Genomic DNA, 24,899 nt, shown 5'->3' on the forward strand with positions numbered 1-24,899 from the left:
GCGGCATGCTGCGCTAGGGCCTGCCGCACCGATCACTCCGCGCGCGGGGGCCGCACCGACGGTGCGGCCCCCGCGCGCCGTAAGACTTCCGTAGCCGGGTTGCTCGACCTCAACACCCCAGTTCAGGAGTCTGATGGAGGCATGAGACGCCTCCGCCTCCGCGACCCCCTCGACGCACCCCTGCCGGTCCCGCCCGACTCGCTGCGGAAGGGGCCGTTCCAGGAAGGGGCCTTCCGGTCCCGGCTGCACGAGCCCCGGACCGCCGTGGTGTTGGGGCGATGGCTCGGCGCGGCGGTGCTGGTCTGCTTCGTCACCGGCCTGATCAGCCATGTGCTCCAACAGCCTCCCGGCTGGCTGCGGGACCACCTGCCCAGCAGGCCCGTGCAGGGCTACCGCATCACCCAGGGCCTGCACGTGATCAGCGGCATCGCCGCGATCCCGCTGCTGGGCGCGAAGTTGTGGACCGTCTACCCGCAGCTGTTCGCCTGGCCGCCCGCACGGACGCTCCGCCACGCGCTGGAGCGTCTCGGGATCGCCCTGCTCGTCGGCGCCCTGCTGCTGGAGCTGTTCACGGGGCTGCTCAACACACTGCAGTGGTACCCGTGGCCGTTCCCGTTCCGGCAGACGCACTTCTGGCTGGCCTGGATCGCGGTCGGCGGCCTGCTGCTCCACATCGCCGTGAAGGGGCCGGAGATCGCGGCGCACTGGCGGCGCACGAAGCCGGCTCTCGCGGGACGGCGAGCGCTGCTGGGGTCGGTGGCGGCCGCCGTCGGCGCGGTGACTTTGGTGACGGCCGGTCAGACCGTGCCGTGGCTGCGCTCGTTGGACCTGCTCGGCCCGCGTCGCCCGGACCTCGGCCCGCAGGGACTGCCCGTCAACCGCACCGCCGCCCAGGCCGGAACGGTGCACACACCCGCCGACTGGCGCCTGCACGTCGACGGGCCGCGCCCGTACACGCTCACCATGGACGAACTGCTCGCCCTGCCGCAGACGGAGGTCGACCTGCCGATCGCCTGCGTGGAGGGCTGGAGCGCCTCCGCCCGCTGGGGCGGGGTCCGGCTGCGGGACCTGCTGGACCGCGCGGGCGCCTCGCCGGGCGCGTCAGTCCGGGTCACCTCGCTGGAGCGGGGCGGCCCGTACGCCGTGATGACGATGCCGCACACCTACGCGCGCGACCCCCTCACCGTGCTCGCGCTCCGCGTCAACGGCCAGGCCCTCGCGCCGGATCACGGCTACCCGGCCCGCATCATGGCGCCGAACCGCCCCGGCGTCCTGCAGACCAAGTGGGTCTCCCGTCTGGAGGTGCTGTGACGATGCTCCGCACACTGCGCACGGGCCTGGCCCTGGTGGGGGTCGGCGTCATCGGCTACGGGATCTACGGCCTGCTCCACGACCCGTACATCCGCGACCCCGCCGACGTCCTGGTCTGGGGCCTCGGCGGACTGGTCCTGCACGACGGTGTCTGGTTGCCCCTGGTCCTGCTCGCCGGCATGGTCCTGAGCCGCACCACGCTGCTGCGACGGCCGCTGCTGCGCGGCGGGTTGGTGGTCGCGGCGGCCCTCACCGCCGTGGGCCTGCCCGCGGTGCTGCGGGCGGGCGTCGACCGCGGCAACGCGACCCTGCTGCCGCTGCCGTATCTGCACAACTGGCTGCTGCTGCTCGGCGTGGTCGCAGCTGTCGTCGCCGTGCTCACCGCCGTGTTCGCGGCCGCGCCGAGAGTCCCGGGCGCGGCACGGGCGTTCGGGCGTCGGGGCAGGGGAGGCCGGTCCGCTCTCCGCCGCCGGGCCACGCGACGGGCGCACCTGCGAGAATAGGGTGCAAGCCCACGTGAGCTGTCAGAGCGACAGACCCGACAGAAGGGCCCTATGTGACCGACCAGACCGTGATCCACCGGACCGCCACCATGACCGCGACCGTGACCGCCGTCAGCCGGAACGCCGAGCACTCCTTCAGCAAGCCGAACGCGCCTGCCATCCGGCTGCTCGCCGGCCTCGGCGTCGAGGGCGACACGCACCTCGGCGTCACCGTCCAGCACCGGTCGCGGGTCGCCGCCGACCCGACACAGCCCAATCTGCGCCAAGTGCACCTGATGCACGCCGAGTTCCACGACGAGCTGCGCGAGGCCGGGTACGAGGTCGCCGCCGGCGCGCTCGGCGAGAACGTCACCACCCGGGGCCTGGACCTGCTGGGGCTGCCGCGCGGGACCCGCCTGCGACTGGGCGCCGAGGCGGAGGTCGAAATCACCGGCCTGCGCAACCCCTGTCCGCAGATCAACGACTTCCGGCCCGGCCTGCTCAAGCTCTGTGCGGGCAGGGATGCGGACGGCAACGTGGTGCGCAAGGCCGGGATCATGGGCGTGGTGCTGCGCGGCGGCGAGGTCCGCCCCGGCGACCCGATCACGGTCGAACTCCCCGACGAGCCGCACCAGCCGCTCGAGCGGGTCTGACGGCTGACGTTCTGCCGGTCCGCCGGTCTGTTGGTCCGCCGGTCCGTTGGTCCGCTGGTCGGTTTCGGAACGACCGTGGCCGGGCGGCGAGTTCGCCGCCCGGCCACGGTCGGGGCACGCACCGACGCGCACGTCAGTGCTGCGCGGGGTTCCAGTAGTCGCCCGCCATCACGATCATCACGAGCGTCTTGATGGTCTCGCCGTAGTAGCCGTCGCCGAACGGGTTGCTCTGCAACTGCTTCCAGATGGCGTCCGTCCAGGTCTGGTCACCGGCGGCCATCGCGGCCGGACCGATCGAGTCGCCGGCCTCCTCCGCCTGGGTGTCGCCGGAGACGTTGCCGTTGGCGCAGTTCAGCTTGATGTGCGGCTGCACCTTGGCGGGGTTGCCGCCGGAGAGCTTCTTCGTGCAGGCGGACCAATTCTTCGCGTCGTCGAGCGAGACGGCGGCGGTCCCGGAGCCGTAGAGCAGCGCGTCGGTGCCCAGGTGCCAGGGTACGCGGATGGAGTTGTAGCCGACGATGTTGTCGGGCTGGTCCTCCTGGTAGTTCGCCGGCGCAGGGGACGGCGAGGTGGTGTCGGCATGGACCACGAAGTCCGACATCAGCCCGGCACTCGAGGAGTACTTGGCGGTGAACTCGCTGACGACCTGCTGCATCCGGTTCACGACCTTGGTCCAGTCGTGGGCCTTGTCGTAGGCGGCGAAGGCGCGCAGGTGGTCCAGCATGTTGTCGGACGGCCGGGTGTCGGTGGACGGACCGTCGTCCTCGCACTTGAGGTGGCCGTCGGAGGCCACGTCGTGCGCGTAGACGCTCGCCAGCCAGGACTCGGCGTCGGTGGTGTAACCACCCCACTGCTTGTCGGCGAGGATCAGGCCGTAGCCGATGTCCAGGTCGCCGTCGGTGGCCGCGTCCGGCGTCCCCGAGCTGTAGTACTTGCAGCTCTTGCCGTCCAGCTGCCACTGCATCAGGCCCCACTTGTCCTTGTGGTCCTTCACCAGCTGCCAGAGGCCGTTGAACTCGGTCTGCGCATTCGAGTCGTAACCGGCCATCAGCGGCACGATGTTCATGCCGTAGCCCTGACCCTCGGAGACCGGCCCGTTGTTGGTCGCGTCGCCGTCACCCTTGGTGGAGACGTAGTACTCGTTGCTCGCGCACCCGTGCACGAGGTAGGTCTTCTTCCAGGCGTCGTACTGCTTCTCCACTGCGGCGTCGCGGGTCGACTGCGAGACGGCGGGCATCACGCCGGTCTTGTACGTCTGGTGCTGCGGAAAGGCGAGCTTGGGGGCCGATCCGGCCGCGCCGGCCGTGGCTGCGGCGTCCGCGTTGCCGCCGACGGCGTACGCGCCCGCGGCGACTGCGGCGGTGGCCACCAGTGCGGCCACGAGGCGTTGCGGAGTACGGGACATCGACACTCCTTCGTGAGTTAGGAAACCTTCCTAACCAGGTTCTGGGAGTCTTCCGTCCACCTGGCGAGACGTCAATACCCCTGCATCCAACGCCCCCGTAACCCCCGAATCCCGCACACACCGCCCCCACATGACGCACACACCACGCAGAATCAAGATCCCGTCCCACGCCGGGAGCGGCTAGGCTCACGAACGGGTCATCCAAGCACCACGAGAGGCGGAAGTCCCGTGACCGACATCGTCCTGCTCACCGGCCGCACCATGCCCCGCGAGGTCCACGAGAACGACCTCCTGGTGGACGAGCTGCGCACGCTGGGCGTCACCGCCGAGATCCACCCCTGGGACGAGGAACTGGACTGGAGCGCGTACGGCCTCGCGCTGGTACGCACCACCTGGGACTACTGGGACCGGCTGGACGAGTTCCTCGCCTGGGCCGGCCGGGCCGGGCGGCAGACCGCGCTGCGCAACCCCGCCGAGGTCATCGCCTGGAACCACCACAAGGGCTACCTCGTCGCCCTCGCGGAGCAGGGCATATCCGTGGTGCCCACCGCTCTCCTGCCCCGCGGCTCCGACCGGCGCGCGGTCGACGCGACGCTCGCCGAGTTCCGGGAGCGCCACGGCGACATCGAGATCGTCGGCAAGCCGACCGTCTCCGCCGGAGCGCGCGGCGCCCTGCGCGCCCACGTCGACGCACCCGAGACCGCCGCCCACCTGGAGACGCTCGTCAGCCGCGGCGACGCGCTGCTGCAGCCCCTCGTCGACTCCATCCTGACCCGCGGCGAGACCTCCCTGATCTTCTTCGGCACCGAGTTCAGCCACGCCGTCCGCAAGGTCCCCGCGGCGGGCGAGTACCGCATCCACGAGCACCACGGCGGCACGGTGCGACAGCACACCCCCTCCCAGGCCGAACTCGCGGTCGCCCGGGCCGCACTGGCGGCGGCGCCCGCGCCGGTCGCCTACGGGCGCGTCGACCTGGTCGAACTCGCCGACGGCCCCGCCGTCATGGAGCTAGAGCTGATCGAGCCCGAGCTCTTCCTCCCCCACACGCCGGGCGCGACGGCCCGCTACGCCCACCACCTCGCCGAGCTGCTGCCATGACCGAGGCGGGGCAGGCCGAGCCGGGGCAGGCCGAGGCGGGGAGGGTCGAGCCGGGGCAGCCCGAGCCGGGGCAGAGCAATGCGGAGCAGACCCAGGCGGGGAGGGTCGAGTTGGCACAGGTCGACCTCTGGCTGCTCGATGTGCGGGCTCCCCAGCCCGCACTTGACCCCGCCGTCCTCGACGCGGAGGAACGCGAACGCGCCGCCCGCTTCCTCCGTGAGGGCGACCGCGTCCTCTACACCGTCGCCCACACCGCCCTCCGCGCCGTGCTCGCGGCACGGACCGGCGTGCCGGCGGCGGACCTCCGCTTCGAACGCGCCCCCTGCCCCTGCTGCGGCGCGCTCCACGGCCGCCCCCGCCTCGCCTCGGCGGACGGCCCCGAGTTCTCCCTCTCCCACGGCGGCGACCTGGTCCTCATCGGCCTGGCCCCGCAGTCGGCGCCGATCGGCGTCGACGTGGAGCGGCTCCCCGGACCGGAGACGGTCCGCGAGACGACGGCCACCCTCCACCCGGCGGAGCGCACCGAGTTGGCCGCCGCTGCCGGCGGCCCCTCCCCCGAGGCCTTCGCGCGGATCTGGACCCGCAAGGAGGCCTATCTCAAGGCACTCGGCACCGGCCTCGGCCGCGAGCCCTCCGCCGACTACGTCGGCGAGGCGGATCCGGCAGCGCTCCCTCAGGGCTGGACCATCGCCACCCTCGACGCCGGCCCCACCCACGCGGCGGCCTTCGCCGTCGCGGCCTCCGCGGCGACGTTCACCTTCCACGAGCTCTGAGCGCGTCCGCCCTCGCCCTGGGGCGGGAGTTCACGTCTGGCTCTGCGGCTGGTACTCCTCCACCGACAGGCCGAACGTCCAGGCGACCCCCTCCCGCGCGCTGCGCGTGCTCGGAGGAACCCGGAGCCAGTAGACCCGGTTCGTACCGTCGGGCTCCGGCGTGGAGTTGACCACCTCGACCATGACCAGGGGCTCGTCCCCCGGCAGTTGGATGCGCCAGAGCACCCCCGTCTCGTCCCGGCCGAGCGGCTGCGCCCCGGACTCGGCGAGGTAGCGGTCGTAGCCGAAGTGCTCCAGCATCACGCGGCGCACCTCGGCGTTGCCCTCCTCGCGGATCTCCTCGACCGTCAGCGTGGCGAGGCGCGCGAAGAGCGAGGCCGGCACCGGCATGCCGCGCCAGGCGTGCAGCGCGAAGCCGTCGGGATAGGCCAGCGCCGGGCCGTCACCACGGTGCAGGCGCCCCGCCTCGTCCAGGTCCAGCACGACCGGACGCTCCGCCAGCAGCACCACCTCGGCGTACGGCCACCACCAGCCCGCGCTGCGCGCCACGGCCGCGAGACCCGCCAGCTCCTCGTCGTCCGCGAGGGCGGCGAGCCATGCCGCGTCCTGCTGGCCGAGCACCGCGTCGAGCAGCGCCAGCCGCACGGCCGACCGCGCACCATCGGACGGCACCGCCTGCCCGGCCTCGGCCCCGGCCAGCGCGTCCACGACGGCGTCCCGTATCCGCTGCCCCAGCCCGTGCAGGCGCGGCCACAGCTCGCCCGCGGTACTCGTCCACCGCTCCGACCATCCGGCCTGGCCGAGCCGGCCGACGAGGCGGGCACGGGCGCGCTGCCAAGGCGCCGTCCGCACGGCGTCCCGCACGCTCGTCACCAGCGACTCGCCCCCGTGCGACGCGAAGCCGTGCTCCCCGAGGAGCCGACGCGCCCGCACGCCGGCGCGCTCGGCCTCAGGGCCGGTCATCTCAGCGGTGCTGCCGGTCAGTTGCAGTGCGGCTGCAGCGGCGACCAGTGGCGAGTCGCACCACACCACCGCCCTGGGCTCCGCCAAGCCGGCCCGCCGGTAGGCCGCGCGCACGCCCGCCTCCGCCTCGGCCCGCTCCGCCGGAGCGACCCGCAGGCCGATCCGCGCCCAGTCGTCCCGCTCGGTCCCCATGGTCTGCGCTCCTCGCCTTGTGTGGTGTCCAACGGGCCCATCCGGTCCCGGTGCTGATGTACGGATCCCGGCTCGGCTGATCCCGGCTCCGCTGCTGATCCCGGCTCGGCTGCTGTCGGCGCCGCCGACGGCGGTCCGGCTCCGGCGTCCGTGTCAGTCGGCGACGACGCGGACCGCGCCCGGCGTGTACTCCCGCTGCCGGACGACCCGGTACCAGCCGCGCGGCAGCGCTATCGCCGCGTGCTCCTCGTGGACGATCCGGCCGCTCTCGGTGAGCTCCAGCCAGGCCTGGGCGAACTGGTCCCCCTTGCGCAACAGACGCCCCGGCCCCTGCACGGCGTGGGCGTGGCCGGTGACCTCGCCGCGCGCCAGCACCAGCCGCCCACGCCCGTCGCGCGGCTGCGCCGGCAGGTTCGCGACCGACGCCGGCACCGCGACCTCGGCCACCGGGACCAGCAGGACGTCTCCTTGGCGATACATCGACCAGACCCCCTCGACGGTTTCGGGACGACCCGCGTCGCCCCACGTCCGGAACAGTAGGAGGGGGGTCTGACAATCGACGTCGCGAGCGCGGCCACCCGGTCGCACGGGCGAACCCCGGTCCGCGCGCTGTCGGTCGGGCCTGATAGGACATGGGCCGCTGTCCTCGTCCGGCTGTCCCTTCTCCGCTCTGGAGTGCCACCGATGTCCGCTCACCACCTGACCACGTTCCACGGCCTTCCGGTCTTCGACCTTCCGTCGGCCGACGCGTCCGAGCCGCTCCCGGCGGCCGACTCCGTGGCCTGGCGCCTGCGCCGCGACTGGGACGACGAGGAGGACTTCGACGGCCTCTGGCGGCGCTTCCTGGACGCCGTCCGCACCGAGGACGTGCGGGCGCTGGTCATCGGCGCCTGGGACGAGGAGATGTACGAGGACGACGCCCTCGCGCCGGTGCTGCAGGCCGTCCTCGACGCGAAGGACCGTTTCCCGCGCCTGCGCGCCTTCTTCCTCGCCGACCTCGAGTCGGAGGAGAACGAGATCTCCTGGATCCAGCAGCAGGACCTGGCACCGCTGTTGGAGGCGTTCCCCACCCTGGAGGAGCTCGGCGCGCGCGGCGCCCACCGCGTCTTCACGCCGGTCCAGCACGCGTCACTGCGCAGGCTGCGCCTCGAATCCGGCGGCTTGGCCAAGGAGGTGGTGCACGGTGTCAGCGAGAGCAAGCTCCCGGCGCTGGAGTACCTGGAACTCTGGCTCGGCTCCGAGAACTACGGCGGCGACACGACCGTCGCCGATCTCGCGCCGCTGCTGGCCGGCGACCGCTTCCCGGCGCTGCGTCACCTCGGGCTGCAGGACAGCGAAATCCAGGACGAGATCGCCGCGGCCGTGGCCGCCGCCCCGGTCGTCCCGATGCTGACCTCGCTCAGCCTCTCCATGGGCGTGCTCACCGACACGGGCGCCGAGGCACTGCTGCACGGCCAGCCGCTGACCCACCTCGAACGGCTCGACCTGCACCACCACTTCCTCTCCGACGGCATGATGCAGCGCCTGCGCGAGGCGCTCGAACCGGCCGAGGTCGAGCTGGACCTGAGCGGGCAAAGCACCCCGCACCAGTGGAACGACCAGGTCTGGCACTACGTCGCGGTCTCGGAGTAGCGGCGGGAAGGGGCCGGACCATGTCTGTCGAGAACCACCTCAGCACCTTCCACTCCCCGCCCGTCGTCGACGTCACCGAACTGACGGAGAGGGCCGAGCGCCTGCGCGGTGCGCTGGAACCGGCGGGCGTCGCCGTGGACCTGAGCGAGGCGCAGGTCCCACAGCAGGACGACGACGAGCACCCGTGGCTCTTCGTCGCGGTCTCGGAGTGATCGACGTGTCCACCCCTGCCTCCGTCCGCTTCGCGGTCGTCGGCGTGCCCGGCAACCGGCGCGTCGAGATGTTCGCCGAGGCCGTGCGCGCAGCCGGTCTCGACACGCCCCTTGTCGTCCCTTGGCTGGAGGTCCTGACTCCGGGCGCGGCCGACCGGCCGGTTCTGCCGCCGGGCTGCCTGGTCCGGGTCGACTCGCCCGGCGAGGACGAGGCGGTGGACCGACTGCTGCGCGGCGAGGCGCTGGGCGGGGGCTGGGCGCCGACCAGGGTCGAGGGCGGCGCGGCCTGGTACGCGGGCTTTCGCAGCGGTCTGCGCACGCTCGCCGACGCCGTTGCGGCGACGCCCGACTGCCGACTGCTCGCCGATCCGGACGACATCGCCGTGATGTTCGACAAGCGGCTCACCCATGCGCGTCTCGCCGCCGCGGACGTTCCGGTGCCGCCGGTGCTGCTCCAGGGCGCGGGCGGGGTCTCCGGCTGGGAGGAGCTGCGGCAGCTGCTGCGCGAGCAGCGCATGCCCCGCGTCTTCGTCAAGCCCGCACACGGATCGTCGGGTTCGGGCGTGGTCGCTCTGGAGCTCGGTCCCGACGGGCAGGCCACGGCCACCACCTCCGCCCAGCTGACCACGACCGCGGACGGCGCGGTGGAGCTGTTCAACTCCCTCCGGGTGCGGCGCTACCGGGACGAGTCGGAACTGCGCGCGCTCTTCGACGCGCTGGCTTCCGAGCGGCTGCACGTCGAGCGCTGGCTCCCGAAGGCCGCGCAGGGCGGCCGCCCGGCCGACCTGCGCGTCGTGGTGACGGCGGGTCGGGCCACCCACCTGGTCGTCCGCACCAGCTCGCACCCCATGACCAACCTCCACCTCGGCGGCAGCCGGGGCGACGTCGCCCAGCTGCGCGAGGCGGTCGGCGCTCGCTGGTCCGCGCTGCTGGAGACGGCAGAGCAGGCTGCGGCCTGCTTCCCCGGCAGCCCGTCCGTCGGCGTGGACATCCTGCCCGCCACGGGCTGGCAGCGCTTCCGCGTCGGCGAGGTCAACGCCTTCGGCGACCTGCTGCCCGGTCTCACCGGTCTGCCCGGCAGCGGCGCGGAGGGCCTGGACACGTACGCCGCCTTCGTCACCGCGACCACCTCGCGCCTCGCCGCCACCCCGTCCACATCCCACACCGGGATCCCCCGCACCACCACGCACCGAGAGCTCATCCCATGCCCCTGACCGACCCTCCCGCGCCGGGCGCGATCCCGCGCTCCCCCGACCTCGACATGAACGAGATCGTCGGCAGCCACGACATCCTGCTCGTCACCCTGGACACCCTGCGCTACGACGTCGCCCAGGAGTTGGCCGCGGCCGGTCGACTGCCGAACCTCGCCGCCGCGGTGCTGCCGTCCGGACGATGGGAGCGCCGGCACAGTCCCGGCAGCTTCACCTACGCGGCCCACCAGGCCATCTTCGCGGGCTTCCTGCCGACCCCGGCGGAGCCGGACGGCCCGCGCGAGCGGCTTTTCGCCGCGCGCTTCGCCGGCAGCGAGACGACCGCCCCGGCGACGTACGTCTACGACACGCCCGACCTGGTCTCCGGCCTGGCCGCGTCCGGCTACCGGACCGTGTGCATCGGGGGTGTCGGCTTCTTCAACAAGCAGGCGGCGCTGGGTTCGGTGCTGCCCGGCCTGTTCCAGGAGAGCCACTGGTCGCCCGAGCTCGGGGTCACCTCGCCCACCTCCTTCGAGTCACAGGTCGCCCTCGCCGAGCAGATCTCGGCCGGACACCGGCCCGAGCAGCCGCTCTTCCTCTTCGTCAACGTCCCGGCGCTGCACCAGCCCAACTGGTTCCACCTGCCCGGCGCGACACGCGAGCACGGCGACAACCGCGCGTCCCACGCGGCCGCCCTGGAGTACGTCGACGCCCACATCGGCCGCCTCTTCGGGGCGATGCGCCGACGCCGTCCCTGCCTCGCGATCGTCTGCTCCGACCACGGCACCGCCTACGGGGACGACGAGTACCACGGCCACCGCCTCGGCCACGAGGTCGTCTGGACCGTCCCCTACGCCCACGCGGTGCTGCCGGCCGAGCCCCAAGCCTCCTCCGCACCCACGCCCATGCCCATGCCCACGCCTGAGGAGACGCCGTGACCGTCACCGACCTGCGCATCCCCGGCCTGGACACGGGTGAGTCCCCGTACCAGAGCTATGTCTACGCGTACCCCCACAAGACCGCGTACCGGCCGCTGTCCCCGCGCCCGCGCCTCGCGGACCTCTGGGCGGCGGAGCCCAAGCACGCCCTCTCGCTCTACGCGCACATCCCCTTCTGCGAGGTCCGCTGCGGCTTCTGCAACCTGTTCACCCGGATCGGCGCCCCGGACGGGCTCAGCACCGCCTACCTCGACGCGCTCGACCGGCAGGCCGCCCGGACCGCCGAGGCGCTGAACGCCGCCCCCGGCGACGAGCCGCGCTTCGCCCAGGCCGCCTTCGGCGGGGGCACCCCCACCTTCCTGACGGCGGACGAACTCACGCGCCTCTGCGACATCATGGAACGCCGCCTGGGCGTCGACCTGCGCGCGGTGCCGCTCTCCGTCGAAGCCTCGCCCGCGACGGCCACGGCCGACCGGCTCGCCGTCCTCGCGTCGCGCGGCGCCACCCGGCTCAGCCTCGGCGTGCAGAGCTTCGTGGACGCGGAGGCCCGCGCGGCGGTCCGGCCGCAGCACCGGGCCGATGTCGAGACGGCGATCGGCCGCGTCCGCGAGGCGCGGATACCGATCCTCAACCTCGACCTCATCTACGGCATCGAGGGCCAGACCGAGACCAGTTGGCGCCGGTCGCTGGACGCGGCGCTCGCCTTCGAGCCCGAGGAGCTGTACCTCTACCCGCTCTACGTCCGCCCGTTGACCGGCCTCGGCCGCCGAGCCGAGCCAGGCGCCCGGCCGGGCGAAGCGACCCCGGGCGACCCCGCGCAGGGTGACACCACCCCGACCGGCACCGATCCGGTCTGGGACGCCCAGCGCCTCGCCCTCTACCGGCAGGGCCGCGACCACCTGCTGGCTCACGGCTACGAGCAGGTCTCCATGCGGATGTTCCGGCGTGCCGCCTCTCCGCAGGCCGGCGGCACCGAGTACTGCTGCCAGACCGACGGCATGGTGGGGCTGGGCTGCGGCGCCCGCTCCTACACGAGCCGTCTGCACTACTCCTTCGACTACGCGGTCTCCACCGCCGAGGTGCGTGGCATCATCGACGACTACGTCGCCCGTTCCGCTGCGGACTTCGGGTACGCCGAGGTGGGCTTCGCGATGACTCCGGACGAGGCCCGGCGCCGTCATCTGGTGCAGTCCCTGCTCCAGGCCGAGGGCTTGGACGTCCCCGGCTACCGGAGCCGCTTCGGCGGCGATCCGTCCGCCGACTTCGCCACCGAGCTGACCCGGCTCCACGAACGCGGCTGGCTCGACGCCGCGACGACGGCAGCGGACCGGATCCGCCTCTCGGCGGAGGGGCTCGCCCACTCCGACGCGATAGGTCCCGCGTTCTTCTCTCCCGGGGTCCGTGCCGCGATGGCCGCCTACGAGGCGAGGTGAGCCCGTGGGCGACGACGCGCTGACCATCCTCTACCGGGGCCCGCTCGCCTCCTGCGACTACGACTGCCCTTACTGCCCGTTCGCCAAGCGCCGCGACAGCCGGGCCGAGCTGACGGCCGACCGCGAGGCGTTGGAGCGCTTCGCCGCCTGGGTGCGGGGGCAGCGGGAGACCGGGCTCTCGCTGCTGTTCACGCCCTGGGGCGAGGGCCTCGTCCGGTCCTGGTACCGGCGCACGCTGGCCGAGTTGAGCCGGCTTCCGCACGTGCGGCGGGTGGCGATCCAGACCAATCTCAGCCACCGCACCGACTGGGTCGGGCAGGCCTGCCCGGCCACGCTCGCCCTGTGGACGACGTACCACCCGGGACAGGTCGGCCATGACCGCTTCCTCGCCAAATGCCGCGAGCTGGACGCGCGCGGCATCCGCTACAGCGTGGGCGTGGTCGGCGATCCGGCCCACCTCGAGGCGGCCCGGCGGATGCGTGCCGCCCTGCCCGAGCACGTCTACCTCTGGGTCAACGCCCAGGAGGGGCGCCGCTACACCGACGCCGAGGCCGAGCCGTGGGTGGCGCTGGACCCGCTCTTCCCCTTCAGCCGTGACCCGCACCCGAGCGCGGGTCGGGTCTGCCGGACGGGTGAGACGGTGGTCTCGGTGGACGGCGAGGGAACGGTCCGGCGCTGCCACTTCGTGAAGCAGCCGCTCGGCAACCTCTACGACGGCTCGTACCGCGCCGCGCTACGCCCGCGACCGTGCCCGCTCGCCGTCTGCGACTGCCACATCGGCTACGTGCACCTGGAGTCGCTCCCGCTCTACGACGTCTTCGCGGGCGGCGTGCTCGAGCGGATCCCCGCCGCCTGGCCGCGACCGGCGAACGCCGACCGGGCGGCCGTACCGAGCCGGTCGAGGCCGACGACGACGGCCGCGAGCACGACGAACTCTACGGTCAGCTGAGCGATCTGCAGGCCGACCCAGCCGTACCCGTGACCGGTGGGGTCCAGGAAGAAGTAGGGGTAGCGGTTGGGGAAGTAGGGGAATAGTGCGGCGCGAAGCTCCGTCAGTCCGGCGTAGCCGAGCGGGAAGGCGAGCCAGAGGGGCAGGTCGCGCCAGCGGGAGGCGTTGCGCGGGCGGCAGCAGAGCCAGTCCACCAGCACCATGATCGGCGTGGTGTAGTGCAGGAGCAGCAGCGACCAGCTCTGCAGGCGGTCCGCGCCGCTGCCGTGCGTCAGGCCGGGGAGCGGGCTCGCTCCGTGGTTGAGCACGATGTGCGCGACCAGGCCGGTGATCAGGATGTAAAGGGTCACGGCGCCGCGCAGCCGCGGCGCCGGGCCGTCGACGGTGCGCCGGGTGACCATCCGGTAGAGGGCGGCCGTGAAGTAGCCGAGGACGAGCACGTTGCTCTCGACGGTGAAGTACACCAGCGAACTGGTCCCGGTGATCAGCCCGCCTCCGGCGGAGAGGACGATGCCGATCCGCCACCAGAGGGCGGCGCTCATCCACACGGACCCGTTTGCTTCGCCGTTCTGTTCCACGCTCTGTACCACTGCCTCGCGACGTCGGACCGGATCGCCGCACTCTACCGGCGGGTAGCCCCCGGGGGTAGCTCTCCCGACCGAACGACACGCGCCACGCCAAACGCATATTTCCAGCCATGTCGGGAAGATCCCTCCGCATACGATGCACCCTTACCGCACTTGTGTTCGACCAGTTCTCGAACGCCGGACCGACGACAGTTCGCAGGCGGCAAACGGCTCAGACCCTCCTGTCGATCCTCTGTTCCGGCTCGGAGGATGGACGCGCTCGGCGTGCCGCCCGGCACGTCGGGGGGTTAGGTGGACTTGGGAGGAGGAGAACCGTGGACCATGAACGCGATGCCGGCAGGCCGGACGAGCTCACGCTCGACAGGGCGGCCGGCCACATCCACGGCGTGTGCTTCAAGACCGGGCCGCCCGGAAACGCGGGCGTCGAGCTGGAATGGCTGGTCCTCGACCGCACACAGCCGCACCGTCCCGTACCGCCCGAGCGCCTCGACGCGGCGCTCGCGCCCCTTCCGACGAGGGACGGAAGACTGCCGAGCGGCACACTGCTGACCCGCGAACCCGGCGGGCAGCTGGAACTGAGCACGTCCTGCGCGCCAGGCCCCCTCGCCTGCGTCACCACGGCCGCCGACGACCTCGCACTGGTCCGGCAGGCCCTCGACGAGCAGGGCCTCGACCTCTCCGGTTACGGCCTGGATCCGTACCGCGACTCGCCGCGGGTGCTCGACCATCCGCGTTACGCGGCCATGGAGGCCTACCTCGACCGCATCGGCCCATGGGGCCGGATGATGATGCGCTCCACCGCCGCCTTCCAGCTCAACCTCGACGCCGGCACCGAGAACGGCGGCATCGACGGCTATCGCGCCCGCTGGCAGCTGGTCCACCGGCTCGGCCCGGTGCTGGTCGCCGCCTTCGCGAACTCCCCGCTGTGGCACGGCAAACCCACCGGATGGCGGTCCACCCGCCAGGCCGTCTGGGAACACCTCGACCCGAGCCGCACCCGTCCCCCGCTGGGTCTGCCCGCCGACGCCGACCCGCGCGACGCGTGGGCGCGCTTCGCCCTCGACGCCGGGCTGCTCTGCCTGCAGCGCACCCCGCCCGCCGACTGGACCGCCCCGCCCGGCCACACCTTCGCCAGCTGGCTGCAGGGCGGCATCACCGAGCGTCCGCCCACGCAGGAGGACCTCGACTACCACCTGAGCACGCTCTTCCCGCCCGTCCGCCCCCGCGGCTGGCTGGAGCTGCGGATGATCGACGCCCAGCCGGGCGACGGCTGGCTCGTCCCGGCGCTGCTCACCACGGTGCTGCTGGACGACCCGGACGCCGCCCGGGCGGCCTGGTCGGCGACGGAACCGCTCTGCGCGGCGTCCTCGCCGTTCCCCGCGCAGTCGGTCTGGTCCCGCGCGGCACGGCTGGGCCCGTCCGCGCCCGAGTTCGCCAAGGCCGCACTGGCCTGCTTCGAGGTCGCGGACGCCGCGCTCACCCGGGCGGGCGTCCCCGCCTCGCTGCGCGAAGCCGTTGCGGCCTTCGCCGAGCGCTACCCCGCCCGCGGGCGATGTCCCGCCGACGACCTCCTGGACGACCGCGTCGCTGGTCGACCCGCCCATCCGGAAGGACTCCTCCGATGACCGCGACCTCCCGTCCCTACGACCCCACCAGCAAGACCGACGCGATGGACAGCACCGACGCGACAGGCACGACCGACCCGACACGTACGACCGACCCTGCGGAAAGCACCATGCCCCGCAGGACCGCGGACGACCTCCGCGCGACGGCCCGGGCCGCCCTGGAGCGAGCCCGACGCCGCACCCTCGCGCTGACCGACTGCCTGGACGAGGAGGAGCTCGGCGCGCAGCACTCACGGCTGATGTCGCCGCTGGTCTGGGATCTCGCCCACATCGGCAACCAGGAGGAGATCTGGCTGGTCCGCGCGGCGGGCGGCCAGGACGCGATCCGGCCGGACCTGGACCCTCTCTACGACGCCTTCCAGCACCCGCGCGCCGACCGGCCCGCGCTGCCGCTGCTGCCCCCCGAGCCTGCGCGCCGCTACGTCGCCGCCGTCCGCGAGCGCTCGTTCGCGGTGCTGGAGGACGCGCCGTTCGGCCCCGGTGAGGACCCGCTGCTCGCCGACGGCTTCGTCTTCGGCATGCTCGCCCAGCACGAGCAGCAGCACGACGAGACCATGCTCGCCACCCACCAGCTGCGCCGCGGCCCGGCCGTGCTCCACGCGCCGCCGCCGGACCCTGCCCCGGCGGACGCGGGCGACCTTCCGTCCGAGGTCCGGATCCCGGGCGGCCCGTTCGTCATGGGCACGGACGACGAGCCCTGGGCCCTCGACAACGAGCGGCCCGCGCACCCGGTCGACGTCCCGGACTTCTGGCTGGACACCGTTCCCGTCAGCAACCGCGCCTACCAGGCCTTCATCGCTGCGGGCGGCTACGAGGACGCGCGCTGGTGGAGCCCCGCGGGCTGGTCCCACCGCGTCCAGGCGGGCCTGCACGCGCCGCTGTTCTGGCGGCGCGCCGACGACCCCGACGCGGTCGAGGGCGGCTGGCTGCGCCGTCGGTTCGGCGTGGTCGAGCCGGTGCCGCTCGACGAGCCGGTGCTGCACGTGTGCTGGTACGAGGCCGACGCCTACGCCCGCTGGGCCGGACGCCGCCTGCCCACCGAGGCGGAGTGGGAGAAGGCGGCGCGCCACGATCCCGCCACCGGCCGTTCCCGCCGCTATCCGTGGGGCGACGCGGAGCCCACGACGGAGCTGGCCAACCTCGGTCAGCGCCACCTCCAGCCGGCCCCGGTCGGCAGCTACCCGGCCGGTGCCTCCCCGCACGGCGCACGGCAGTTGATCGGCGACGTGTGGGAGTGGACTGCGAGCGACTTCGAGCCGCACCCGGGCTTCACGGCCTTCCCGTACAAGGAGTACTCGGAGGTCTTCTTCGGCCCGGACTACAAGGTCCTGCGCGGCGGCGCCTTCGGCGTCGACCCGGTGGCCTGTCGCGGGACCTTCCGCAACTGGGACTACCCGATCCGCCGGCAGATCTTCGCCGGCTTCCGCACCGCGCGCGACGCGGCCCCCGGCGGAGCCGCCGACGGGACGGCCGACAACCCGGCGGAGGCACGCGACTGATGTGTCGTCACCTCGCCTATCTTGGCCCGGAGGTGTCGCTCGCGGAGATCGTGCTGCGTCCTGCGGGTGGACTCTACGAGCAGTCCTGGGCGCCCCGCCGCCAGCGCTACGGCACCGTGAACGCGGACGGATTCGGTCTCGGCTGGTACCCGGAGCCCCTTCCGCCTCCACGCGATTCGGAGGCGGCGCCCAAGGAGGCGGCCGAGGCCGCCGAGGCTCCCGAACCGGCGCGTTACCGCCGCGCGGTCCCGATCTGGGCCGATCCGAACCTGCCCGAGCTGGCGGGAGCGGTGCGCAGCGGCGCGATCCTCGCCGCCGTGCGCTCGGCCACCGCGGGCACCACACAGGACGAGTCGGCCGCCGCGCCGTTCCGCGACGGGCGTCGCCTGTTCAGCCACAACGGCGCGATCCGGGACTGGACCCGCCTGCCGGCGGCGATCGCCGCCGCGGGCGGCCCCGGGGCCGACGCGCCGCTCGACGGCGCCGCGCTGCTGTCGCTGGCGGCGCGCAGCGACTCCGCGCTGCTGTGGGCGATGCTCACCCGCCGCCTGCGCCGCGGCGAGACGGCGGGCGGCGCGCTCGCCGCACTCGTCCGGCAGGTCGCCTCGGTCCGGCCGGACGCGCGGCTCAACCTGCTGCTCACCGACGGCGCGACCATCGCCGCCACCCGCTACGGCGACACGCTCTGGTACCGGCACGCGCCGGGCCGCGTCCTCGTCGCCTCCGAGCCCGACGACGAACCGTCGTCGGAGGCACTGGGCAGCTGGCAGGAGGTCCCCGACCACTCCCTCCTCCTCGCGACCCGGGCCGGCGTCCGCGTCGTCCCGCTGCGCCCGCCGACGGAGCCTCCCCGCCTGACGGCGGGCCCCGCGGACGCCACCGACAGCCTTTCCCGTCCTACCCGTTCCATCCGCAGGCCCGACCTGTGCCTGCCCGCCGACGGCGGAACAGAACCGGAGAGACTCACCATGATCACGCAGCGACCCCGCTTCACCCTGGACGACCGGCTTCCCGCCGACCACCTGGCCAAGGCCCTGCGCAACGACGTCGCCTCCGGCCTCACCGCCGAACCCAAGTCCCTGCCACCCAAGTGGTTCTACGACGCCCACGGCAGCGAGCTGTTCGAGCAGATCACGCATCTCGCCGAGTACTACCCGACCCGCGCCGAGCAGGAGATCCTGACCCGCCGCGCCCCGGAGATCGCCGCGCTCACCCGCGCCGGCACCCTCTTCGAGCTCGGCTCCGGCTCCTCCCGCAAGACCCGTCTACTCCTCGACGCTCTCACCGAGGCCGGCACGCTCTCCTGCTACGCCCCGCTCGACGTCAGCCCGAGCGCCCTGGAGCAGGCCGGCTCGGCCCTCGTCCGCGACTACCCGAACCTGCGCGTCGCCGCCACCGTCACCGACTTCGAGTCCGACCTCACCCTCCCGCCGGACGCCCCCGGCCCGCGCCTTGTCGCCTTCCTCGGCAGCACCATCGGCAACCTGGACCCGCAGCAACGCGCGGCGTTCTACCGCTCTCTGCGCCGCACTCTCAGCGCGGACGACGTGCTGCTGCTCGGCGCCGACCTCGTCAAGGACCCCGAGGTCCTCGTCCGCGCGTACGACGACGGCGAGGGCGTCACGGCCGAGTTCAACAAGAACGTCCTCAGCGTCCTCGACCGCGAGCTCGACGCCGACTTCGACGTGGACGCCTTCGCCCACGTCGCTCTCTGGAACGAGCAGCAGGAGCGCATCGAGATGCACCTGCGCTCCCTGCGCGCCCAGACCGTCAAGGTCCCGGCGCTCGACCTCTCGGTCGACTTCGCCGCCGACGAGCTGATGCGCACGGAGATCTCCTGCAAGTTCCGCCGCGAATCCCTCACCACCGAACTGGCCGCCGGCGGCCTCACCGTCCGCCACTGGTGGACGGACGAATCCGCCCGCTTCGCCCTCCTCCTGGCGGTCCCGAGCCGCTGAACCGCTCCCTGGCCTGACGGCGGGCCGAGACCCCCTGGCGATCCTGCCCGGTCTCGGCCCGCTCGCGTCGTGTCTTCGTCGCGCATTCGTCGCGGCCACTCGTAACGGCCCGGAATCCGCCGGACTCGGCCGGACTGCCCCTGTTGCTGGCGGCACGTGGCTGGTAATGTACACGCCATACAACTTCAAGCCACCTGACCTGCGAAAACACCGCAGAAGACCGGATGGCGCAGGGGTTCTGCAGACGCGCCCCCGGCAGGACTCGAACCTGCGGCCAAGTGCTTAGAAGGCACCTGCTCTATCCACTGAGCTACGGGGGCATGGCGCGGAGCCTGGCGGGCGGCCTGGTCCTGTCGAGGGACAGGATAAGCAGCGCCGGGCGTGGCGTCGGGTGCGTGCGGCCGGGTCGTTCGGGCGAATCCTGCCGCGAGGCGGTCTGATAATCGCAGGTGGGGTCGGTCGGGCGCAGCGGTCGCGGAACAATGGACCCCTGCTGTTGTTCACTCGTTACTGCGCTGCCCCCTCAGCCGTTATGGAGTCGCACGGCCGGGCGAAAAGTGTGGGGTTCTCGTGAAAGTGCACCCATAAGGGTGGCGATGTTGTCCACACCCCCAGAGTTGTCCACAGGCCGGACGGAGGCCCGCGCGAACGTCCACGCCGCGAGGCAGTGTGGTCGCAGGCGGCCCCGCGGGGCCGGAGAACGACCAGTGGGGGCTGCACGATGATGAACGGCACGATGGTCACGCTCGTCGGGGTCGCGGTGAGCCAGGTCCGGTACGCGACGACGGTCGGCGGGGTGCCGGTGGCGCATTTCCGTCTGGCGGCGACGGAGCGTCGCTTCGACCGGCCTCGGCAGGTCTGGGTGGAGGGTGACACCAGCTACTTCACAGTATGGGCTTGGCGGAGCCTCGCAGAGAACGCCCTCACCTCGATCGGCTGCGGCGATCCGCTGCTGGTGACGGGCCGGATGCGAATCCGCGAGTGGGAGCGCCCGGACGGTCAGCCCAAGGGCGTCTCCGCGGAGATCGAGGCCACCGCGCTCGGCCACGACCTGGCGCGGGGGACGACGGTCTTCCGCCGTACGCTGCGCGGCCGGCCCGAACTGGTCGCCTCCGCCTCCGAGCGAAACCGGATCGCCGAGCAGCGCCGCACGTCGATCCGGGGGGAGCGTCCGCCCGCGGCGGAGCGCGAACAGCGTGGAGAGGGCGAGCCACGTGCGGAGCGCGGGTCCGAGAGCATCCAGAGCAGGGATCCCTCGGCCACCTTGGCGACCGCGGCCGTACCGGAGGGCAAGGTGCTCGTCCTCGCCTCGGCCTGCCAGGCAGCCCCGGCCCGCGAGCCGGCCCCTGCCGAGGCGACCGCGGGTCGCGGCGCGGCGGCCGCCTCGACTCCCCCCGGCCCGGCGTAGCGGGCCCGGCCGGCCGGTCGGGGTCCCTCGGCGGGTGCGGCACAATAGAAGGCTGTAGCCACACCCCAACAACGACGCCGGACGGTTCATCTTGGCTGAGTACATCTACACCATGCGCAAGACGCGAAAGGCGCACGGCGACAAGGTCATCCTTGACGACGTGACGCTCAGCTTCCTGCCTGGAGCGAAGATCGGCGTCGTGGGACCCAACGGCGCCGGTAAGTCCACGGTGCTGAAGATCATGGCCGGACTGGAGCAGCCGTCCAACGGCGACGCCTTCCTCTCCCCCGGTTACACGGTCGGCATGCTGCTGCAGGAGCCCCCGCTCGACGAGAGCAAGACCGTCCTCGAGAACGTCCAGGACGGCGTCGCCGAGGTCAAGAAGAAGCTGGACCGCTTCAACGAGATCGCCGAGCTGATGGCGACCGACTACTCCGACGCGCTGCTCGACGAGATGGGCAAGCTCCAGGAGGACCTGGACCACGCCAACGCCTGGGACCTCGACGCCCAGCTCGAGCAGGCCATGGACGCGCTGGGCTGCCCGCCCGGCGACTGGGCGGTGGGCAACCTCTCCGGCGGTGAGAAGCGCCGCGTCGCGCTCTGCAAGCTGCTGCTCGAGGCGCCCGACCTGCTGCTGCTCGACGAGCCCACCAACCACCTGGACGCCGAGTCGGTCCAGTGGCTGGAGCAGCACCTGGAGAAGTACGCGGGCACCGTCGTCGCCGTCACCCACGACCGGTACTTCCTCGACAACGTCGCCCAGTGGATCCTGGAGCTGGACCGCGGGCGCGCCTACCCCTACGAGGGCAACTACTCCACCTACCTGGAGACCAAGCAGTCCCGCCTCAAGATCGAGGGCCAGAAGGACGCGAAGCGCGCCAAGCGCCTCAAGGACGAGCTGGAGTGGGTCCGCTCCAACGCCAAGGGCCGCCAGGCCAAGTCCAAGGCCCGTCTCGCCCGCTACGAGGAGATGGCGGCCGAGGCCGACAAGATGCGGAAGCTGGACTTCGAGGAGATCCAGATTCCGCCGGGCCCGCGTCTGGGCAGCATCGTCGTCGAGGCCGAGCACCTCGCCAAGGCCTTCGGCGACAAGGTCCTGGTCGACGACCTGAGCTTCACCCTGCCGCGCAACGGCATCGTCGGCATCATCGGCCCGAACGGCGCCGGCAAGACCACGCTGTTCAAGATGCTGCTCGGCCTGGAGCCGACGGACGCCGGCAACGTCAAGGTCGGCGAGACGGTCAAGGTCTCCTACGTCGACCAGAGCCGCGCCAACATCGACCCGAACAAGACGCTCTGGGAGGTCGTCTCCGACGGCCTCGACTGGATCAACGTCGGCCAGGTCGAGATGCCGTCCCGCGCCTACGTGTCCGCGTTCGGCTTCAAGGGCCCGGACCAGCAGAAGCCGGCCGGCGTCCTCTCCGGCGGTGAGCGCAACCGCCTGAACCTGGCGCTGACCCTCAAGGAGGGCGGCAACCTGCTCCTCCTCGACGAGCCCACCAACGACCTCGACGTCGAGACGCTGAGCTCGCTGGAGAACGCGCTGCTGGAGTTCCCGGGCTGCGCCGTGGTCATCTCCCACGACCGCTGGTTCCTGGACCGAGTGGCCACGCACATCCTGGCCTACGAGGGCGACTCCAAGTGGTTCTGGTTCGAGGGCAACTTCGAGTCCTACGAGAAGAACAAGATCGAGCGCCTGGGCGCCGACGCGGCCCGTCCGCACCGCGCCACGTACAAGAAGCTGACCCGCGACTGAGCGAGCAGCGTCCCGCACACCCGCACGACCAGTGACCGGGGCAGGACGGACGGCCGACGTCCCTCCTGCCCCGGCACAGCAACCGACGGAGACTCCGTGGCCCGCCACATATACGCCTGCCCGATGCGCTGGTCCGACATGGATGTCTTCGGGCACATCAACAACGTGAACTTCCTCCGCTACCTGGAGGAGGCCCGGATCGACTTCACCTTCACCACCGCCGGCGAGGTCGGCGAGAAGGCCATGGCCGAGGGCTCGGTCGTGGCCCGACACGAGATCGACTACCTGATCCCGCTGGTCTACCGGCCCGAGCCGATCACCATCGAGACCTGGATCACCAAGCTCGGCCGCGCGTCCTTCACGGTGACGTACGAGGTCAAGGACATCGGCGCCGGGCCGGGCGGCAAGGACAAGGTCTACGCCCGTGCCACCACCGTCTGCGTCCCCTACGACCTGGCGGCCGGACGCCCGCGTCGACTGACCGCGGGCGAGAGCGCCTTCCTCGCCGAGTACCTGGAACCCAGCACGGTCACCGCATGAGCACCGCCCTGGAGCCGCTGCGCCTCGCCGAGCCGCAGGAGGCCGCGCCCCTGGCCGACTTCCTGGAGCGGCTGCTGCGTTACGACCGCGCGTCGGCCGTGCGCCTGCAGACGGCGGGCACGACGCTGGCGGTCTTCGCCCGCCTTCCGCTCGGCCGGACGGGCCCGCTGGTGGTCCGCACGGCGCGGCTGGCCCAGGCTCTCCCCCTGGACGTGACGGTCTCGGCCGGCCAGTGGCTGGAGGAGCTGGCCCGCGACACCGCGGTCACGGACGTCCCCCTGCCGCCCGCCATCACCGGCCCGTCCTGGGCCGGTCTGCTGCCGCCCCGCTCCGGCTGGGAGCATGTCGAGGACCTCGCGACCGCGCCCCTCGGCGCAGCGGTCGCCGCGGCGATCGGGGAGTTCCGCAAGGCAGCCGAGGCCGCTGAGGGCGGCGACGCCCTGGCCGAGGCCATCTGGTCGCGCCGGGTCCACCCCTCGGGGCTCACCCTGCGCGCCCTCCACGCCGCCCACCTCACCGGCCTGCTCCGCCAGTCCCCCCAGCTGGCCCTCCACCGGCACCCCTCCTGGCTCCGCCTCACCGCTCCCCGCGGCTCGGTCGCCATCCGCCGCAGCACCCCGGGTCTGGGCCTGAGCCTGACACCGAGCTGACGCGCCCTCACGGACCGGAGGGACGTTCCGTGCCGAAGACGTACGGCCGACTCACCGCTCGCGGTCGCGTCCCACGCGCACGGGAAACGCCGACGCGGGACCGGTCCCAGGCCTGACGGAGCCGGCGCTCCCCGATCCGGGGATCTCCACCCGCGGGAGGACTTCGAAGGCTTCGGCCGAGTTGCACCGCCGCCGAGCACCCTCGCCGAGACCCGCACGCGCTCGCTGGGCGCACCCCGTCGCCGGTTTCGGCCGGAGGGCGCTGTCAGTGCCGGGGTGCAGGATGCGAAAGAGCAGAGCATCCACGTCCCTCGCGCGAAAGCCGGTGCCTGGTGAAACTCCGAATCCCCCGCGAAGCCCTGGCCGAGGCCGTCTCCTGGGCCGCGCACGCGCTTCCGGCCCGGTCCACCGTCCCGGCGCTCGCCGGGCTGCTGCTGACGGCGAGCCAGGACGGCGCCGGAGGAATGCTTGCCGTGTCCGGGTTCGACTTCGAGGTCTCCGCCCGGTTCCGGGCCGGGGCGGAGGTGGCCGAGCCCGGGGCCGCGCTGGTACCGGGGCGGCTCCTGTCGGATCTGGCGCGGGCGTTGCCCGGGGGCGGCCACGACGTCGAACTGGCCGTCTCCGGCTCGGATCTGTCCCTGCGTTGCGGGCCGGCCGGGTTCGACCTGCCACTGGTGCCGGTCGAGGACTACCCGCGGCTGCCCTCGCTGCCGCCGGTGTTGGGCTCGGTGGACGGCGCGCTGTTCGCAGAGGCGGTGGCGCAGGTCGCCGTCGTGGCGGGGCGGGACGAGACGCTGCCGTTCCTGACCGGGATCCGCCTGGAGTTCACGGCGGACGCGCTGCGCCTGGTCGCCACCGACCGCTATCGCCTCGCGGTGCGCGACATCGCCTGGGAACCGGGGTCGGCCCCGGAGCCGAGGACGGGGCCGGAGCCGAGGACGGGGCCGGAGCCGAGGACGGGGCCGGAGCCGAGGACGGGGCCGGAGCAGACCTCCGCAGCGGGCGGCGGAGCGGCGGGCGGGCGGATCGAGGAGCCGATCGTCGCGCTGGTCCCGGCGCGCAGTCTGCACGAGATCGCCCGCTCCCTCACCAAGGGCGAGCGGGTCACCGTCTCGGCCGCGGCGGACGACACCGGTACCCGTGCCGGCAGCTCCGGCGGCGGCCTGATCGGATTCGCGGCCGGAGAACGCGAGGCGACGACTCGGCTGCTCGGCGCGGACTTCATCACGTACCAGTCGATCTTCCCGAGCTCCTACGTCGGCAGCGCCGTGATCGAGCGTCAGCCGCTCCTGGACGCGGTCAGGCGGATGGCCTTGGTCGCGGACCGGCACCGGCCGGTGCGGCTGGCGTTCGAGGCCGGGCGGGTCTCCGTCGACGTGGGTGCGGGCGGCGAGGCACGCGGACGCCAGTCGCTGGCGGCGGGGTTCCCCGCGGACGCCGAGCCGATCACCCTGGCGGCGAACGCAAGCTATCTCGTCGACGGTCTCTCCGCCCTCACTTCCGACGAGGTGGAGCTGCACTACACCACCCCCACCCGCCCGGCCGTGCTCACCGGCCGGGGCGGGGACGGGTACCGCTACCTCTTCATGCCGCTGCGCCAGAACTGACCCCCAGGACGCAACCGCGGGTCCTTCGTTCGGTTGCT

The 24,899-nt window shown here is 72.8% G+C and carries 22 protein-coding genes, 1 tRNA gene and 2 pseudogenes; 20 read left to right on the forward strand and 5 right to left on the reverse strand.

All coding sequences use genetic code 11. The features are described from left to right. The first annotated feature begins 141 nt into the window (after positions 1-141). The 3 genes from TR49_RS08915 (at position 142) to TR49_RS08925 (ending at position 2,446) form a co-directional block, all read left to right on the forward strand. Positions 142-1,311 carry a molybdopterin-dependent oxidoreductase gene (locus TR49_RS08915; RefSeq protein WP_084724704.1) on the forward strand — a complete coding sequence of 390 codons (1,170 nt, stop codon included), beginning with the start codon at positions 142-144 and terminating at the stop codon, positions 1,309-1,311. A gap of 2 nt (positions 1,312-1,313) precedes the next feature. Further along, a complete protein-coding gene (locus tag TR49_RS08920) occupies positions 1,314-1,814 on the forward strand; it encodes a hypothetical protein (protein WP_063770053.1) in 501 nt (166 codons plus the stop codon). An 89-nt stretch (positions 1,815-1,903) separates the two neighbouring features. Further along, positions 1,904-2,446: an MOSC domain-containing protein gene (locus TR49_RS08925; RefSeq protein WP_174501560.1), complete on the forward strand. Its 543-nt coding sequence runs from the start codon at positions 1,904-1,906 to the stop codon at positions 2,444-2,446. A gap of 133 nt (positions 2,447-2,579) precedes the next feature. Here the strand turns inward: TR49_RS08925 and TR49_RS08930 are convergent, their stop codons facing one another. Further along, positions 2,580-3,851 carry a glycosyl hydrolase family 8 gene (locus tag TR49_RS08930; protein ID WP_052434132.1) on the reverse strand — a complete coding sequence of 424 codons (1,272 nt, stop codon included), beginning with the start codon at positions 3,849-3,851 and terminating at the stop codon, positions 2,580-2,582. 228 nt (positions 3,852-4,079) lie between these two features. Between TR49_RS08930 and TR49_RS08935 the strand changes: the two genes are divergently transcribed. Continuing rightward, a complete protein-coding gene (locus tag TR49_RS08935; RefSeq protein ID WP_042379227.1) occupies positions 4,080-4,949 on the forward strand; it encodes an ATP-grasp domain-containing protein in 870 nt (289 codons plus the stop codon). Beyond that, on the forward strand, positions 4,946-5,722 hold the full coding sequence (locus tag TR49_RS08940; protein ID WP_052434133.1) for a 4'-phosphopantetheinyl transferase family protein: 777 nt from the start codon (positions 4,946-4,948) through the stop codon (positions 5,720-5,722). Before TR49_RS08935 ends, TR49_RS08940 begins: the two co-directional genes overlap by 4 nt. A gap of 30 nt (positions 5,723-5,752) precedes the next feature. On the opposite strand, the gene TR49_RS08945 is transcribed toward TR49_RS08940, so the two are convergent. After that, positions 5,753-6,877: a DUF6745 domain-containing protein gene (locus tag TR49_RS08945; protein WP_042379230.1), complete on the reverse strand. Its 1,125-nt coding sequence runs from the start codon at positions 6,875-6,877 to the stop codon at positions 5,753-5,755. A gap of 153 nt (positions 6,878-7,030) precedes the next feature. After that, a complete protein-coding gene (locus tag TR49_RS08950) occupies positions 7,031-7,357 on the reverse strand; it encodes a DUF8820 family protein (RefSeq protein WP_042379232.1) in 327 nt (108 codons plus the stop codon). 204 nt (positions 7,358-7,561) lie between these two features. Between TR49_RS08950 and TR49_RS08955 the strand changes: the two genes are divergently transcribed. The 6 genes from TR49_RS08955 (at position 7,562) to TR49_RS41260 (ending at position 13,231) form a co-directional block, all read left to right on the forward strand. Further along, positions 7,562-8,509: an STM4015 family protein gene (locus tag TR49_RS08955; RefSeq protein ID WP_042379233.1), complete on the forward strand. Its 948-nt coding sequence runs from the start codon at positions 7,562-7,564 to the stop codon at positions 8,507-8,509. Between the two features lie 20 nt (positions 8,510-8,529). Next, positions 8,530-8,721: a hypothetical protein gene (locus TR49_RS08960; protein ID WP_042379235.1), complete on the forward strand. Its 192-nt coding sequence runs from the start codon at positions 8,530-8,532 to the stop codon at positions 8,719-8,721. 68 nt (positions 8,722-8,789) lie between these two features. Beyond that, on the forward strand, positions 8,790-9,935 hold the full coding sequence (locus TR49_RS08965) for an STM4014 family protein (protein WP_236653293.1): 1,146 nt from the start codon (positions 8,790-8,792) through the stop codon (positions 9,933-9,935). Positions 9,936-9,982: 47 nt separating this feature from the next. Beyond that, the gene (locus tag TR49_RS08970; RefSeq protein ID WP_169789976.1) at positions 9,983-10,849 is read left to right on the forward strand and encodes an STM4013/SEN3800 family hydrolase; all 867 of its coding nucleotides are present in this window, start codon (positions 9,983-9,985) and stop codon (positions 10,847-10,849) included. Then, positions 10,846-12,282: an STM4012 family radical SAM protein gene (locus TR49_RS08975; protein ID WP_236653280.1), complete on the forward strand. Its 1,437-nt coding sequence runs from the start codon at positions 10,846-10,848 to the stop codon at positions 12,280-12,282. The genes TR49_RS08970 and TR49_RS08975 overlap by 4 nt, the downstream gene beginning before the upstream one ends. A gap of 4 nt (positions 12,283-12,286) precedes the next feature. Next, complete coding sequence (locus TR49_RS41260; protein ID WP_236653281.1) at positions 12,287-13,231, forward strand: STM4011 family radical SAM protein; 945 nt, start codon at positions 12,287-12,289, stop codon at positions 13,229-13,231. 5 nt (positions 13,232-13,236) lie between these two features. Here TR49_RS41260 and TR49_RS45385 read toward each other — a convergent pair. Continuing rightward, positions 13,237-13,773 (reverse strand): annotated as a pseudogene (locus TR49_RS45385) (Pr6Pr family membrane protein); the annotation flags it as partial. A gap of 359 nt (positions 13,774-14,132) precedes the next feature. Between TR49_RS45385 and egtA the strand changes: the two are divergent. The 4 genes and pseudogenes from egtA (at position 14,133) to egtD (ending at position 18,900) form a co-directional block, all read left to right on the forward strand. Further along, on the forward strand, positions 14,133-15,443 hold the full coding sequence (gene egtA / locus TR49_RS08985) for an ergothioneine biosynthesis glutamate--cysteine ligase EgtA (RefSeq protein ID WP_042379240.1): 1,311 nt from the start codon (positions 14,133-14,135) through the stop codon (positions 15,441-15,443). A 110-nt stretch (positions 15,444-15,553) separates the two neighbouring features. Further along, the gene (gene egtB, locus TR49_RS08990) at positions 15,554-16,942 is read left to right on the forward strand and encodes an ergothioneine biosynthesis protein EgtB (protein WP_042379505.1); all 1,389 of its coding nucleotides are present in this window, start codon (positions 15,554-15,556) and stop codon (positions 16,940-16,942) included. Further along, positions 16,942-17,712, forward strand: a pseudogene (locus TR49_RS45390) (class II glutamine amidotransferase domain-containing protein); the annotation flags it as partial. The gene egtB and the pseudogene TR49_RS45390, both read left to right, overlap by 1 nt. A gap of 198 nt (positions 17,713-17,910) precedes the next feature. Next, positions 17,911-18,900: an L-histidine N(alpha)-methyltransferase gene (gene egtD / locus TR49_RS45395; RefSeq protein WP_169789977.1), complete on the forward strand. Its 990-nt coding sequence runs from the start codon at positions 17,911-17,913 to the stop codon at positions 18,898-18,900. 247 nt (positions 18,901-19,147) lie between these two features. On the opposite strand, the gene TR49_RS09000 is transcribed toward egtD, so the two are convergent. Then, positions 19,148-19,220 (reverse strand) — tRNA-Arg (locus TR49_RS09000). A gap of 401 nt (positions 19,221-19,621) precedes the next feature. Here TR49_RS09000 and TR49_RS40770 point away from each other — a divergent pair. From TR49_RS40770 to TR49_RS09025, 5 genes are all read left to right on the forward strand, one after another. Beyond that, entirely contained in the window at positions 19,622-20,308 is a 687-nt protein-coding gene (locus tag TR49_RS40770) for a single-stranded DNA-binding protein (protein ID WP_063770055.1), read from the forward strand. A 91-nt stretch (positions 20,309-20,399) separates the two neighbouring features. After that, entirely contained in the window at positions 20,400-22,064 is a 1,665-nt protein-coding gene (ettA, locus tag TR49_RS09010) for an energy-dependent translational throttle protein EttA (protein ID WP_042379244.1), read from the forward strand. A 96-nt stretch (positions 22,065-22,160) separates the two neighbouring features. Continuing rightward, positions 22,161-22,604, forward strand: coding sequence for an acyl-CoA thioesterase (locus tag TR49_RS09015; RefSeq protein WP_042379246.1), 444 nt, complete (start codon positions 22,161-22,163; stop codon positions 22,602-22,604). Then, a complete protein-coding gene (locus TR49_RS09020; protein ID WP_042379250.1) occupies positions 22,601-23,254 on the forward strand; it encodes a DUF8010 domain-containing protein in 654 nt (217 codons plus the stop codon). Before TR49_RS09015 ends, TR49_RS09020 begins: the two co-directional genes overlap by 4 nt. Positions 23,255-23,586: 332 nt before the next feature. Then, positions 23,587-24,861, forward strand: a complete 1,275-nt coding sequence (locus TR49_RS09025; RefSeq protein WP_042379251.1) for a DNA polymerase III subunit beta — start codon at positions 23,587-23,589, stop codon at positions 24,859-24,861. The last annotated feature ends 38 nt before the right edge of the window (positions 24,862-24,899 follow it).

The organism is Streptacidiphilus melanogenes (genome assembly GCF_000787835.1).
In the GTDB taxonomy this organism is placed as follows: Bacteria; Actinomycetota; Actinomycetes; order Streptomycetales; family Streptomycetaceae; genus Streptacidiphilus; species Streptacidiphilus melanogenes.